Annotated in this window: 11 protein-coding genes and 1 pseudogene; 2 read left to right on the top strand and 10 right to left on the bottom strand. The window is 68.2% G+C overall.

Annotated elements, in window-relative coordinates; translation table 11 throughout:
• Nucleotides 1–157: 157 nt before the first annotated feature.
• Nucleotides 158–319, top strand: a pseudogene (locus FB547_RS33850) (SulP family inorganic anion transporter); the annotation flags it as partial.
• On the opposite strand, the gene FB547_RS33845 reads toward FB547_RS33850, so the two are convergent.
• Nucleotides 279–524, bottom strand: coding sequence for a hypothetical protein (locus FB547_RS33845; RefSeq protein ID WP_410000799.1), 246 nt, complete (start codon nt 522–524; stop codon nt 279–281). The pseudogene FB547_RS33850 and the gene FB547_RS33845 overlap by 41 nt on opposite strands.
• Nucleotides 525–672: 148 nt before the next feature.
• On the bottom strand, nt 673–1,626 hold the full coding sequence (locus tag FB547_RS12745; protein WP_145742717.1) for an AraC family transcriptional regulator: 954 nt from the start codon (nt 1,624–1,626) through the stop codon (nt 673–675).
• 76 nt (nt 1,627–1,702) lie between these two features.
• Between FB547_RS12745 and FB547_RS12740 the strand changes: the two genes are divergently transcribed.
• Complete coding sequence (locus FB547_RS12740; protein ID WP_145742715.1) at nt 1,703–2,914, top strand: multidrug effflux MFS transporter; 1,212 nt, start codon at nt 1,703–1,705, stop codon at nt 2,912–2,914.
• Here FB547_RS12740 and FB547_RS12735 read toward each other — a convergent pair.
• The 8 genes from FB547_RS12735 to FB547_RS12700 form a co-directional block, all read right to left on the bottom strand.
• On the bottom strand, nt 2,911–3,630 hold the full coding sequence (locus FB547_RS12735; RefSeq protein ID WP_145742713.1) for an ABC transporter ATP-binding protein: 720 nt from the start codon (nt 3,628–3,630) through the stop codon (nt 2,911–2,913). The two genes, FB547_RS12740 and FB547_RS12735, sit on opposite strands and share 4 nt — an antisense overlap.
• A complete protein-coding gene (locus tag FB547_RS12730; RefSeq protein WP_145742711.1) occupies nt 3,627–4,382 on the bottom strand; it encodes an ABC transporter ATP-binding protein in 756 nt (251 codons plus the stop codon). Before FB547_RS12730 ends, FB547_RS12735 begins: the two co-directional genes overlap by 4 nt.
• Nucleotides 4,379–5,359 (bottom strand): branched-chain amino acid ABC transporter permease, encoded by a 981-nt coding sequence (locus FB547_RS12725; protein WP_145742709.1) that lies wholly within the window; start codon nt 5,357–5,359, stop codon nt 4,379–4,381. The genes FB547_RS12730 and FB547_RS12725 overlap by 4 nt, the downstream gene beginning before the upstream one ends.
• Nucleotides 5,356–6,276: a branched-chain amino acid ABC transporter permease gene (locus FB547_RS12720; RefSeq protein WP_145742707.1), complete on the bottom strand. Its 921-nt coding sequence runs from the start codon at nt 6,274–6,276 to the stop codon at nt 5,356–5,358. Before FB547_RS12720 ends, FB547_RS12725 begins: the two co-directional genes overlap by 4 nt.
• Nucleotides 6,277–6,403: 127 nt before the next feature.
• Nucleotides 6,404–7,612 (bottom strand): ABC transporter substrate-binding protein, encoded by a 1,209-nt coding sequence (locus tag FB547_RS12715; protein ID WP_145742705.1) that lies wholly within the window; start codon nt 7,610–7,612, stop codon nt 6,404–6,406.
• 193 nt (nt 7,613–7,805) lie between these two features.
• Complete coding sequence (atpE, locus tag FB547_RS12710; protein WP_012745530.1) at nt 7,806–8,045, bottom strand: F0F1 ATP synthase subunit C; 240 nt, start codon at nt 8,043–8,045, stop codon at nt 7,806–7,808.
• Between the two features lie 139 nt (nt 8,046–8,184).
• Nucleotides 8,185–12,894 (bottom strand): RICIN domain-containing protein, encoded by a 4,710-nt coding sequence (locus FB547_RS12705; RefSeq protein ID WP_145742703.1) that lies wholly within the window; start codon nt 12,892–12,894, stop codon nt 8,185–8,187.
• A 150-nt stretch (nt 12,895–13,044) separates the two neighbouring features.
• A complete protein-coding gene (locus tag FB547_RS12700) occupies nt 13,045–13,896 on the bottom strand; it encodes a class I fructose-bisphosphate aldolase (protein ID WP_145742701.1) in 852 nt (283 codons plus the stop codon).
• Between the last annotated feature and the right edge of the window lie 22 nt (nt 13,897–13,918).

The following is a 13,918-nucleotide window of genomic DNA, read 5'->3' as shown; positions in this document are numbered from 1 at the left end:
CGCGGGGGAGGGCGGCTGCCGCTCCTTCCTGCAATCGAGACCCTCTGCCCGTGAGGCGCGGCGCGGCCTGTCGCCGCGCACGGGCTGTTCTCCATCCATGTCTTCCCCACACAGCCGCCTGCGCACCGAGTGGTGCCCGAGCATCCCGCGCGAGCTCATGGCCGTCGCCGTCGCCACCTTCGCGCTCATTCCCGATGTCATCGCCTTCTCCTTCGTGGCTGGCGTCGACCCGGCGGTCGGGTTGTTCGCGTCTTTCATCATCGGCATCGTCATTGCCTTCACGGGCGGCCGTCCGGCCATGGTGTCGGCCGCGGGCGGGTGTCGACGCTGTTCGCGGGCGCGTTCCTGCTGATCTCCATGGTGCTGCTCAAGCCCTGGGTGTCGCAGGTGCCGGTGGCGGCGCTGGTGGCGATCATGGTGATGGTCTCGGCCTCGACCTTCGACTGGGGTTCGCTGCGCGCGCTGGTGCGCCATCCGCGCATGTCCAGCGCGGTGATGCTCAGCGGCGTGTTCTTCACCTTCAAGGTGGCGCGGCTGCTGCACCTGCATGCCGCACAGGACGCCGATAACGCGCGAATCTACCGCGTCACCGGCCAGGTGTTCTTCGCTTCCGCCGACATGCTGGGCGACGCCTTCGACGTGCGCGAGATCGACCGCAGCGGTGCACGTCGGTCAAGCGGGCGCCGTGCCTTCCCGCGCACGAGCTTGCGTGCGAAAGCGTCCGGGGCTTTCGCCCACCATGCGCCGGAAGGCAGCGCTGAACGCCGTCTCCGACTGGTAGCCGATGCGCTCGGCAATGCGCGCAATGGCCTCGTCACTGTTGCGCAGCGCATTGCGCGCCACCGTCATGCGCCAGCCGCCCAGGTAGTCGAGCGGCGTTGACCCCGTCAGCGTCTTGAAGCGCACCGCGAAGGCCGTGCGCGACATGCCCGCCGACTGCGCGAGGCGCTCCACGGTCCACGGTTGCGCGATGTCGCCGTGCATGCGCGACAAGGCCTCGCCGATGCGCGCATCGGCCATCGCGCCCAGCCAGCCTTCGGGCTGCGGCGCATTCGCCAGATGCACGCGCAGCGCCTGTACCAGCACCAGTGCGGCGAGATTCGTGCGCGCGATCGACGCACCCGGCCGCATCTCGGCCGTCTCCCAGCCCAGCAGGTCGAGCAGCCCCACGAGCGGCCGCGCGCCGGGGTCGCTCGCGCGCAGGTGGATCAGCGGCGGCAAGTGGCGCAGCAGCAGTTCGCCGGCCTCGCCGTCGAGCGTGAAGCGGCCGCTGGCCATGGTGACTGCCTCGGCATCGCCCGCACCCCGGCCGTCGTAGCGCAGCACGCCGTCGGGCCCGCGATGGTCGCGGCTGACCTGCATGCCGTCCTGTACCGGGCCCGGCGGATCGCTGGAGGAAGTGAATGGCTGGCCGTTGGTCAGCAGATAGAAATCGCCGGCTTCCAGTGCAGCCGGCGCGCCCGTGTCTCCGATCTGCAGCAGCAGTCGGCCTGTGAGCACGCCGCCCAGCTTGATGTGCGAGTCGTAGTGCGGGTAGCGAAAGGCCCAGCGCCCGAACGCCTCGAAGCGCGAAGACAGCGTGCTGCTCACCGTGAGCATCGAAAGCACGTCGGACAAGGGGTCCATGGTTTCTGTACGGATGAATAGGAAACGCGGCCTGTTGATTATTCAATCATCCAGCCCCAAGCGCGACCATTGGCGCATGTCCTCATCGAACGCTCAACTTTCCCGCTACGCCGTCGTGCTGGGCCTGCTCACCGCGATCGGACCTTCCGCCATCGACATGTACCTGCCCGCGTTGCCGGCCATCGGGCACGCGCTAGGCGCCGACCCGCATGCGGTGCAGGCCAGCCTGATGGCCTTCTTCATTGCCAGCGGTGCGGGCCAGCTCGTGGCCGGCCCGCTGTCGGACATGTTCGGACGCAAGCGGCCGATGTACGCTGGCCTTGCCGTGTTCGTGGCCGCAAGCATCGGTTGCGCGCTCGCACCAAGCATCGGCGTACTGATCGCCTTCCGTTTCCTGCAGGGACTCGGCGCCTGCGCGAGCATGGTGACGCCGCGTGCCGTGGTGCGCGACCTGCATGCCGGCACCGAGGCGGCGCGTCTGATGTCGCTGCTGATCCTGGTCTACAGCGTGTCGCCGATCCTCGCGCCCCTGGTGGGCAGCTTCGTGGCGGAAATGGCCAGCTGGCGCGCGGTGTTCTGGGTGATTGGCGTACTGGCGGTGCTGGCCGCGGCGATGGTGGCGGTGCTGCTGCCCGAGACGAGGCCACCGGCCGCGCGGGCGCAGAGCAGCCTGCGCGCCGCCATGGCTGCCTACGGGGCGCTGTTGCGCGACAGGCATTTCCTGGCCGTGGCTTCCATGGCCTCGATCACGCTGTCGGGCTTCTTCGTCTACGTGGCGAACTCGTCGTTCGTAATGGGTACGCACTACGGAATCTCGCCGCGCACGTATGCCGTACTGTTCTCATTGAACGCGGTGTCGATGATCGCGGTCTCGCAGGCCAACGGCCGGCTCGCCGCGCGCTTCGGCATCCGCCGCGTGCTGCGCACGGCGGTCGTCGCGCATGCCGCCGTCGCGGGGCTGCTGCTCGCGCTGACCCTGTCGGGCGTCGATCGGCTCGGCGCGCTGGTCGGCCTGCTGATGGTTGTCTACGGACTCAACGGCGTGATCGTGCCGTCGGCCTTCGTGGTCGCAATGGAAGGGCACGCTGTGCGGGCCGGCACCGCCTCGGCGCTGCTCGGTACGCTGAACTTCGCCGGCGGCGCGGTGGTGGTCGCGCTGGTGTCGCCATTCGCCAACGGCACGCCGCTGCCGATGGTGGCGGGCATCGCGTGCTGCTCGGCCGTCGTGCTGGTACTGGCCCTGCGCACGCTGGGTCGGCCGCGCGCTGCCGCGATGGCGGGCGCCTAAACGCCCAGGTAGCGCGTCCAGAGCGACCGGTCGGCGTCGAGCGCGGCCGAATCGCCCTGCCACACCACGCGCCCGCGCTCGAGGATCACATGGCGGTCGGCCAGCGGCAGCAGGCGCTGCACGTACTTGTCGACCACCAGGATCGCTTCGCCCTCGGCCTTGAGCGTGGCGATGCAGTGCCAGATCTCCTCGCGGATCACGGGGGCCAGGCCCTCGGTGGCCTCGTCGAGGATCAGGAGGCGCGGATGCGTCGACAGCGCGCGCGCGATCGCCAGCATCTGCTGCTCACCGCCCGAGAGCTGGTTGCCCGCATTGGCCTTGCGCTCCGCGAGGCGCGGGAACAGGCCGTACAGCGCCTCGACCGTCCAGCGCGGCGCGCTGCCGGGGCGGGGCCGCGCGAAGGCGCGCAGGTGCTCGTCGACGCTGAGGTTCGGAAACACGTGCCGCCCCTCGGGCACGATGGCCACGCCGCGCCGCGCGATGGCATCGGGCTTGTGGCCGCCGATGGCGGCGCCGCCAAAATGCACGCTGCCGCGCATCGGCGACAGCGTGCCGGTCAGCACCTTCAGCAGCGTGCTCTTGCCCATGCCGTTGCGACCCAGCAGCGCGAGCACTTCGCCCGCGCCGATCTTCAGGTCGATGCCGAACAGCACCTGGCTGGCGCCGTAGCCGGCCTCGACGGATTTCGCGTCGAGCAATGTGGTGGCCGCGTTCATGCGTGTCCCTCCGCTTCCGTACCGAGGTACACCGCCTGCACGTCGGGATGCCCGCGCACTTCGTCGGCCGTGCCGCTCATCAGCACGCGCCCCTGCACCAGCACCGTGAGCCGGTCGGCCAGGCGGAACACCGCGTCCATGTCGTGCTCGATCAAGAGGATGGCCATCGACTCGCGCAGCGATTCGATCAGCTCCACCATGCGCGCCGATTCGTCGGGGCCCATGCCGGCCATCGGCTCGTCCAGCAGCAGCAGCTTGGGTTCGGCCGCAAGCGCCAGCGCCACGTCGAGCGCGCGCTGCGCGCCGTGCGGCAGCGTGCCCGCGATGCGGTGGCGTTCGCTGCCGAGGCCCACGCGGTCGGCCAGCGCCACGGCGCGTTCCACCAGGCCGCGTTCCGCCGCGCGCGGCGCCATGAAGCGCAGGCTGCTGCCGGCATGGGCCTGCGCCGCGAGCATGAGGTTGTCGTGCACCGTTTCCTTGGCGAACACGCGCGTCACCTGGAAGCAGCGCGACATGCCGGCCGCCACGCGCTGGTGGTCCTTGAAGCCGGTGATGTCCTTCTCGTCGAGCAGGATGCGCCCGGCATCGGCCTTGAGCAGCCCGGTGATCAGGTTCACGAGCGTGGTCTTGCCCGCGCCGTTCGGCCCGATCAGCGCATGCACTTCGCCGCGCTCCACCGTGAGGTTCACATGGTCGGTTGCGAGCAAGCCGCCGAAGCGCTTGACCAACCCTTCGATTCTGAAAAGGCTCATGCTTTGCTCCCTCGCCCCTCTGGGGAGAGGGTTGGGGTGAGGGGCAAGCGGCGCTTGTACAAAGCTGCGAGTCCTTTAGGCGCCCACAGTGCAACAGCAATCAACAACAACCCGAGTGGCATGTGCCAATGCTCGGTGTGCTGCTTCAAGGCCTCTTCGAGCACCAGCCAGACCACGGCGCCGACAGGCCCGCCCCAGCTGCGCCCGAGCCCGCCGATGACGACCATCACCAGCAGCGTGGCCGACTGCGTCCAGTGCATCGTCGCCGGGCTCACGAAGCCATTGCCGCCCGCGAGCAGCGCGCCCGCCAGTCCCGCGATGCCGCCGGCGATCGCAAAGGCCACGAGCTGCAGCTTGAACACCGGATAGCCCAGGGCCCGCATGCGCGTCTCGTTGTCGCGGATGCCCATCAGCGCATGGCCGAAACGCGATTGCGTTGCGCGCTGCAGCCACCAGAGCGCGAGCGCCACGATGGCCAGCACCGCCCAGTAGAAGTTCGATTCGTTGCCCAGGTCCAGCCCCGGCAGCAAACTGGGCCGGCTCGTCAGCGTGTAGCCGTCGTCGCCGCCATAGCGCCGCAGCGACACCACCGCGAAGTACAGCATCTGCGCAAAGGCCAGCGTGGTCATGATGAAGTACACGCCGCGCGTGCGCAGCGCCACGGTGCCGATCAGCGCCGCGACGAGGCCGGCGACGAGCACGGCCGCAGGCCACATCACCCAGGCCGACACCACGCCCGCATCGCTGAGCGCCACCACCGTGTAGGCGCCCATGCCGATGAAGCCCGCATGCCCGAGCGCCACCATGCCGCCGAAGCCCAGGATGAAGTTGAGGCTGGCCGCAGCCAGCGCCACCACGAGCACGCGCCGCACGAAGCCGATGTAGAACTCGAGCCCGAACAGCGGCGCGACCAGTGGAAAAGCCGCGAGCAGCAAGAGGAGCAGCCCGAGGCCAAGAGAGCGTGGGGAAGGCTTCATGATCGGGCCGAGAAGAGACCCGAAGGCCGGAAGATCAGGACAACCACCATCAGCGCGTACATCGCGACTTCGGCGAACAGCGGTCCCAGGTCGGCGGCGGTGGCGGGCGGCAGCGTGGCGCGCAGCAGCATCGGCACGAAGGCGCGTCCGACCGTGTCGACCACGCCCACCATCAGTGCGGCCACGAAGGCGCCGCGCACCGAACCGATGCCGCCGATCACCAGCACCACCAGCGCCGGGATCAGGATGGCCTCGCCCATGCCCACCTGCACCGCGACGATCGGTCCCATCAGCGCGCCGGCCAGCGCGGCCAGCGCCGCGCCGAGCAGGAACACGCCGTTGAAGATGCGCCCCACGCGCACGCCCATCAGTTCGGCCATCGGCCGGTCGGACGCGCCTGCGCGCACCCGCATGCCGATGCGCGTGTGGTTCACCAGCAGGTAGAGCGCGAGCGCCACCAACAGGCCGCCGGCGAGGATCACGAGGCGGTAGGAGGGGTAGGGCAGGCCGTCCACGAGCTCGATCGGCCCCGACAGCGCGGCCGGCGTCGGTGCCATCACCGGCGACGGGCCCCAGGCCATCTTGACGATGTCATCGGCCACCAGGATCACGCCGAAGGTGGCCAGCACCTGCGCGAGGTGGTCGCGCGTGTAGAGGCGGCGCATCAGCAGCACTTCGAGGAGCAGCGCCACCACCACCGTGACCGCCACCGCGATGACGATGGCTGCCGTGAACGAGCCGGTGCGCGTGTGCGCCTCGGCCGCCAGGTACGCGCCCGACATGAAGAGCGAGCCATGCGCGAGGTTCAGCACGTCCATGATGCCGAACACCAGCGTGAGCCCCGCTGCCAGCAGGAACAGCATCAGCCCGTAGCCGAGGCCGTTGAGCAGCTGCTCGAGAACAAGAATTCCACTCATAGGATCCAATGAATTGCCCGCATTTCATTCGGGAAACACCGAGGAGCCGGCTCCGCCGGGCCTCTGGTGTTGCCCCCGGTAGGGGGAGGGAGGAGCGACACGAAGTGCGCGCAGCCTGGGGGCGAGCCTATTTCAGCGGGCACTTGTCTGCGTAGCTGTCGCCGTAGTTGGTCAGTACGGTATTGATCAGCTTGTTCGTGACCTTGCCCTGCGCATCCTTGCCGATCACGCGCAGGTAGAAGTTCTCGACCGGATAGTGGTTGTTCGCGTACTTGAAGCTGCCGCGCGTCGAGGCGTAGTTGGCCTTCTTGAGCGCGGCGACCACGGCCTCGCGGTTCTGCGCGTTGCCACCGGCCTGCTTCACGGCCGCGTCCATCGCGAGGATCGCGTCATAGGCCTGCGCCGCATACACCGACGGATAGCGGCCGTTGTATTCCTTGCGGAACGCGGCCACGAAGGCCTTGTTGGCGGCGTTGTCGAGGTCGTGCGCCCAGTGCGAGGTGTTGAACAGGCCGAGCATCGGCTCGCCCACCGCGCCGATCACGTCCTCGTCGGCCGAGAAGCCGCTGGTCACGAGCGTGATGTCCTTCGACAGGCCCGCGCCCACGAACTGCTTGATGAAGTTGATGCCCATCGCGCCGGGCAGGAAGAAATAGATCGAGTCGGGCTTGGCAGCGCGCAGCTGCGCGAGTTCGGCCGCGTAGTCGATCTGGCCGAGCTTGGTGTAGAGCTCGTCGGCCACCTGGCCCTTGAACTGGCGCTTGAAGCCGCCCAGCGCGTCCTTGCCGGCCGGGTAGTTGGGGGCGATCAGCACGGTCTTCTTGAAGCCGCGGTCCTGCGCGAACTTGCCGGCGGCCTCGTGGAACTGGTCGTTCTGGTAGGCCGTGCCGAAGAAGTAGGCATTGCACTGCGCACCCGCGAACTGGCTCGGGCCGGCATTGGCCGAGAGGTACGGCACCTTGGCGTTGAACAGCGTTGGGCCCACGGCCAGCGCCACATTGGAGCCGATCGGGCCGCTGAAGAGGTCGATCTTGTCGCGCTGGATCATGCGGTCGACCAGCTGCTTGGCCTGGTCGGGGCTGCCCGCCATGTCGGCCTGCACGAATTCCACGTCCTGCCCGCCGAGCTTGCCGCCCAGCTGCTTGATGCCGAGCGCGAAGCCGTCGCGCGCCTCGGCGCCCAAGGCCGCGAACGGGCCCGAGATGTCGAGCGCGAGGCCCACCTTCACGGGTGCGGCCATGGCCGATGCCGCGCCGCCAAGGGCTGCACCGCAGAGCAGCAGCGAAAGCAGGGTGCGCGGCAGCAGCGCGGGCGACTTCGGGGACGGGTGGCTCATGGATTCTCCGGCAGAGGAAGGGTGAAACGACGCCCCGGCGCTGCGCCATGCAGCACCGAAGACACCGAACCGTTGATAGCTAAATACTTTAACCATAAACAATTCGCTGTCAACGGTGCTAGCACGAATGGTGCCAATGGTCCGTGCCGCTTCCTGGTGCGCGGGCTCCGTTTTCCGGGGCCTTTCGCCGGCTTCAGCCGAAGGGATTGGCCGTTGCGAACCACAGGCCGATACCGGTGGCGATGATGAACGCGCCGTCGGTTACGCCCGCCACCAGGAAGAACTTGGTCTGCAGCGTGTCGACCAGTTCGGGCTGGCGCGCGGTGCTTTCGAGAAACTTCTGGCCGACCAGCCCGATGCCCAGGCAGGAGCCGAGCGCGGCCACGCCGATGAGCAGGGCGACTGCGAGGGGAAGGATGTTGAAGCCGGTCATGGTGTTTTCTCCTGTGGTTGATCGATGGAGGTACTTTCCCAGAGCGGGTGCGTGCGGTCCATGACGTGGGAGGTCATCGGCGGGACGAAAAAAAAGCCGGCCGCGGGAGGCGGCCGGCTTTCAGTGGAGCGCCGGTGCGTCAGGGCAATTGCGTCCAGTTCTGGTTGTTGCCGCCGTTGCAGGTCCACGTGATCAGCGCGGTGTCCTGCGCCGTCGAGCCGTTGGGCACGTCGAGGCACGAGCCCGAGGCGCGGTTGCGCAGCGTGCCGCCGACCAGGCTCCACTGCGCCGTGTTGCCCACCGTGCACGCCAGCTGCACCACCGGCGCATTGGTCGTCGCGGTGCCGTTCTGCGCCAGGCACAGGCCGCTGTGCTCGGCCACCAGCTGCACATAGCCGCCCGTGATCGAAGTCACCGTGAACCTCTCGTTGCTCGCAGTGCCGCAGGGCCACTGCACCGCCACCGTGCCGCTCGCGGTCGACCCGCCCTTGATGTTCACGCACATCGTCGGGTTGAGGTCCGAGCGCAGGCGCGTGACCACCGCCGGGGACGTGTCCAGCGAGCGCACGTATTCGCGCAGCGCCACGACGTCCGTTGACGGCAAGCTCGATGCGTTGCCATGGCCGCTGTTCAGCACGTCCTGCAAGGTGGCCGCCTGCCCGTTGTGGAAGAAGGCCGTCGTGTTCCAGGTGCCCGAGAGCGTCGGCGTGTCGAAGCCCACGCCCGCCAGCGGCTGGTTCATGCCCTTGCCCGACGAGAGCTGGATCGTGCCCACGTCGTGCCGCAGCCCGTCGCGGAAGGTGCCGCCGGTGTGGCAGGTGGCGCACTGCGCAGTGTTGAACACCGTCTGGCCGCGCGCCGCCTCCACACTCAGGCTGCCGTCGCTGGCACGCGCCGGGCTGCGCATGTACTTGTTCAGCGAACTCAGGTAGGCCGCGAGATCGTCGAGTTGCGCACTCTTGCCGGCCTTGGGCGCACCCAGGGGGTCGGCCGTGGCGGCGAAGTCGGCATTGGTGAGGAAGCCGGTGCCGCCGAACTCGTTGCGGATGTCGTTCTCGAAGTCCTGCACCTCGTCGAAGTTGGCGGTCCAGTGCATCTTGCCGTGGCCCGCGCCGCGCCGGCCCTGCAGGCTGATGGTGCGCCGCAGCCCCTCGCCGCGCTGCGTGAAGTCCCACACCATGCCGTCGTCGCCGCCGTCCGCATGGCAGCTCGCGCAGGAGATGTAGTTGTCCTTGCTCATGCGCCGGTCGGAGGCGTTGTAGAACACCTGCTTGCCGCGCAGGGCCGCGGCCGCCATCGGCTCCTGCGCCACCGTCGCCACGTTCTGCAGGAAGGTCGCCGCCGCCGATTCCGACGACAGCACCAGGGCCACGTCGTGCACCGACACCGAGCGCGCCAGGAAGTTGTTGACGAACAGCCGCTTGCGCGCCGCGTCCAGGTACAGGCCGTGGGGCGCGCTGCTCGCGTTGATCTCGCCGCGCACCGTTCGGCTGTACGGGTCGACGATGGCGACGCGGTTGCCTTCCATCTGCGCCACGAAGAGGTAGTCGCCGGGCGGAGAGAACAGCGCCGCGTGCGCCGGTGCGCGGTCGTCGAAGTCGATCTGCTCGTCGAACACTTCCGCGGCCGCCTGCAGGTCGACCTGCGAGAGGATGGAGCGCACGCTCTGGTCGTGCGTCAGGTCCACGCCGTCGCGGAAGCGGCCGCGCACGATGTTGTCCTTCTTCGAAGGCAGCACCGCGCGCCTGCCGTCGGGCGAGATCACCACCTGGCTCAGGTAGTTGGCCACGCCGCGCGCGCGGCTCTCGGTGTCTACCGTGGTGGTGTCCACCGGCAGCGCGATCGCGGGCATCGCGCTCATGCTCTGCAGGTTCACCTTGTGCAGCTGGCCTCCCGTCATCTTCGACTTGAAGCGCGTGACGTAGGCCACCTGCGCATCGGAGCTCACGGCGATGCCGCGCAGGTTGCCTTCGAGGGCGACCGCGCCGGTGGTGGCGCCGTTGCTCGGGTCGAAACTCATCAGCACCGACTTGCTCTCCAGCGTCAAGAGGCCCTTCGCGCCGTCAGGCGTGAAGGCCACGCCGTAGGGGCCGCTGCCGTAGGCCAGCGGCACGGTGGCCGAGAGGCTGCCATCGGCCGCGCTGAGCGCCACCAGCTTGTCCTCGCCCTGCACAGTGACCCAGATGCGCCCGTCGGGGCCCACGGCCAGCGTCTTCGGCTCGTCGCCCACGCGCACTTCCCAGCGCTTGGCCAGGGTCTGCGCGTCGATGGCGGCGACCGTGCCGCTGTCGGGGTTGAGCGAGTAGACCGAATTCGCATCGCCCGCGATGTTGGTGGTGTGCGTGGGCGCCCGCGCGGTGACCGGCATGATCACCGTGAGGTTGTAGGTGTAGAAGGTCTCGCGGCCGCTCGCGTCCTTTACCGTCAGCGTCACCGTGTAGTGGCCGGGGCGGGTATAGGTGTATGTGTAGTTCGGCTGGGTCGAATAGGCGGTCTGCGTGCCGTCGCCGAAGTTCCAGCGGAACTGCGCGCCGCTGCTGCCGAGCGTGGCCGGGTTGAACACCAGCTGGCCGTTGACGATCTTCGGTCCGCCGCCGATGCCCGGGTCACCGATGATGGCCTGGCCGCGCAGCGTCGCCACCTCGCCGTCGGTGAGCACGCGGCTGTACACGCGCACTTCCGCCAGCGTGCCCTTGAACAGGTCGGCGTTGCCCTGGATCTGGCCCAGCACCTGGAACTTGTTCGCGAGGCCCTTGGTACCCGTGAGCCCGGTGGAAGTGGTCTTCACGCCGTCGACGTAGACCGCCTGCGCGCCGGAGGCCGCGTCGCGCGTCAACACCACGTGGTGCCAGTTGCCGTCGTTCACCGCCGCGCCGGAGGCGGTGCCGGCGTCATTGCCGACCGACAGCTTGATGCGCCCGTTGCCGTCGAGCCAGCCCCAGAACACGTCGTCGGCGCCGCCGGCCTGGTCGCGCCCGAAGATGCCGGGCGCGGTCCATGAGCTCGCGCCGCCCGCCTGCGAGGTCTTCATGTAGAAGCTCAGCGACGCGGTGCCGCCGAGCACGGTGGCCACGGAGTCGTTCTTCAGCGGCACGCCGGCGGTGCGGTTCGCGAAGTTCATGCCGATGCTCTCGAACGCGTCGCCCGACACCGGCGTGCCGTTGTTGCTGCCGATCTGGTCCGAGAGGTTGCCCGCCAGCGTCCAGTAGTGCTGCAGGTTGATGTCGGTCGCATTGCCGGTGTTGAAGGTCGACTTGTAGTCCGCGCCGATGGCGTTGCCCGCATAGTCCTTCACACCGTTGGCCGGCAGGAACACTTCATAGCTGGTGCCCGGCGACAGCGGCTGCTCGGGATGGAAGTTGATGATGCCCAGCTGCACGCTGTAGGTGCCCGCGAGCGTGTTGCCGCCCACCGGGCGCACGATGAAGGTGTTGGCGTTGACGCTCTCGGGCCGGATGTTGTCGGTCATGCCCAGGCCGATGCGCGAGGTCAGCGCCTGCTGCTTCGCGCCGTTGGCCGGCGAGACCTGTTTCACTTCGGGCCGGGTGGTGTCGGGGTCCACCGCATGCACGACGAAGCCGCTGCCCGAGCCGTGGTCGTTGCCCACGAAGACGAGGTTGCCGAACATCGCGACCTGGCCGTTGTCCGAATGCGAGAAGTTCGGATCGTCCTCACGCAGGATGCTGCCGCGGCCCACCTCCACGTGGTTGAGCGGATTGCTCACGTCGACCTTGTGGATGCGCGTTTGCGCGCCCTGGATCACGTAGTTGTCCTGCGTGGCGCAGTACAGCTGCTCGTCGATGACCAGCCGGTTGTCCTCGGCCACGAAGCGCGAGCGGTCGCCCAGGTCATAGCTGTACATTTTGGCGCCGCTGCCGCGCGTCGAGACGTGCAGGTTCCTGCCGTCGAAGCAGGTGGCGTAGTAGAACGGCGTGGTGCCCACGATGGAATCGAGCACCTTGGGGTTGAGCGGGTCGGAGATGTCCAGGCTCGCGAATCCGCCGTTGCTTTCCATCGCGGTCAGCACCATGTGGTTGCCCATGGTGAAGATCGGACCGATCCGGAAGTTGCCGAGTTCGCCCGTGGGCACCGGGTTGGGCTTGCCGGCGCCGCGGTTCGCAACCACGGCGTTCGCGGGGTCCCTGGCATCGACGATGAAGATGCCGCGGCCCGCCGAGGCCACGTACAGGTAGGGTGCCTGCCACCAGAGCTGCCAGGCGACGTTCTCGTAGTCGCCGGCGTTGACGCCGGGCAGCGCCAGCTTCTTCACCTGCTGGATGTCGTTGATGTCGGTGAAGTCCCAGAATTCGACCCCGTTGATGCTGGGCAGAACCACGTAGGTCTTGCCGCCGATCTTCGCGGTGCCGAAGGAGTGCGTCTCGCGGAACTCCTTGGTGCGGCCCTCGGGTTCGTAGATCTTCTTGACCAGCTGGATCTGGCGCGGGTTCGACACGTCGTACAGCAGGAAGCCGCCCGGGCCCAGGCCGCTGTCCGGCGCGAAGGAGGTCAGGAAGTAGCCGTTGATCATGATGCCCGCGTTCATGCCGTAGTCCTTGCGGCCCGGGTAGGTGGCGGGCACCTCGCGCGATTCGTAGGCGTCGCTGTGCGCCGGGTCGAGCGGATGCGCCGCGCTCGTGATCATCGACACCGGCTTGAACAGTTCCGCCGATGTGTATGTGAGGTTGCCCAGGCCCGGCCCCTGCAGCGGGAGCGGGTCGGCGACGGCTTCGGAAACCGCTGCCGCCATGTTGCCAAGGGTGGTCATCGGGCTGACCCCGGTGATGGCCGCATGCGTCAGCAATGTGACGAGCGGGGCCAGGAACGCCATCAGGAAATACCGGATCTTCATCGTCGCCTCCAGGTTGTTGGAAATTCGCAGGGCAACCCATTTGCTCGATCCCTCTCCAGTGCGCGCGCAGGACGCACCCCGGCTGGCGACGGGTGCATCGCCTGCCGTGCTGATTTCTTCTTGGTTCTGCGCCGGCGCTCGTTCTTTGTCTTACTTCGCGCCGCCCGATTCGTAGAGCGCCCAGGCCGCCTCGGCGCTCGCGCCGCGGTGGATCATGGCCATCAGCGCACTCACCACCGCGGAAGGGTTGGCGTGCTGGTAGACGTTGCGCCCATACACCATGCCGACGGCACCCTGGTCCAGCAGCACGCGAGAGCGCGCGAACACCTGCTGCAGGTCTTCGCGCCCGCCGCCGCGCACGAGCACGGGGCAGCGCGCGGCCTGCACCACGCGGTGAAAGTCTTTCGGGTCGCTGGTCGGGTCGGCCTTGACGATGTCGGCGCCCATCTCGCGCGCCAGGCGCACCAGCGTGACGATCTTCTCTGCGTCACCGTCGACCTGGTAGCGGCTGCCGGGCGTGGGCGACTGCATCACCAGCGGCTCGATCATCAGCGGCATGCCATAGCGGTCGCAGTCGGCGCGCACGCGCGCGATGTTCTGTACGCACTGGCGGAACAGGTCGGGCTCGTTGGGCAGCATGAAGAGGTTGACCACCACGCAGGCCGCGTCGCGCTGTACGGCGGGCAGCACCGGGTCGTGCTCGTTCTGGAGCTGGGCCCACATCACGCGATGCAATGTGGCGTTGTAGGGATTGCCCATGTCGATGCGCATCACCAGCGCGGGCTTGTTGCGGCCCGGGCGGTCCTGCAGCAGGTCGGACTGGCCGTAGTTGAGCTGGATCGCATCGGGGCCGGCGGCCAGGAGCTTGTCCATGACCTGGGGCATGTCTTCCAGGCCATCGAGGAAGGAAGGTTCGTTGCACACGCCGTGGTCCAGCGCGATGTCCAGGCAGCGGCCGTTGGTGAGCAAGCGGTTGAGCCGCGCTGTCTTGTCTTTCGACATGGGAAAGAACTCCTTGTTGGGG

Origin of the sequence: Variovorax beijingensis (assembly GCF_007828835.1) — a bacterium.
Taxonomy (GTDB): domain Bacteria; phylum Pseudomonadota; class Gammaproteobacteria; order Burkholderiales; family Burkholderiaceae_C; genus Variovorax; species Variovorax beijingensis_A.
Note: the sequence above shows the minus strand (reverse complement) of the source record. Positions and strands in the feature narration are given on the sequence as shown.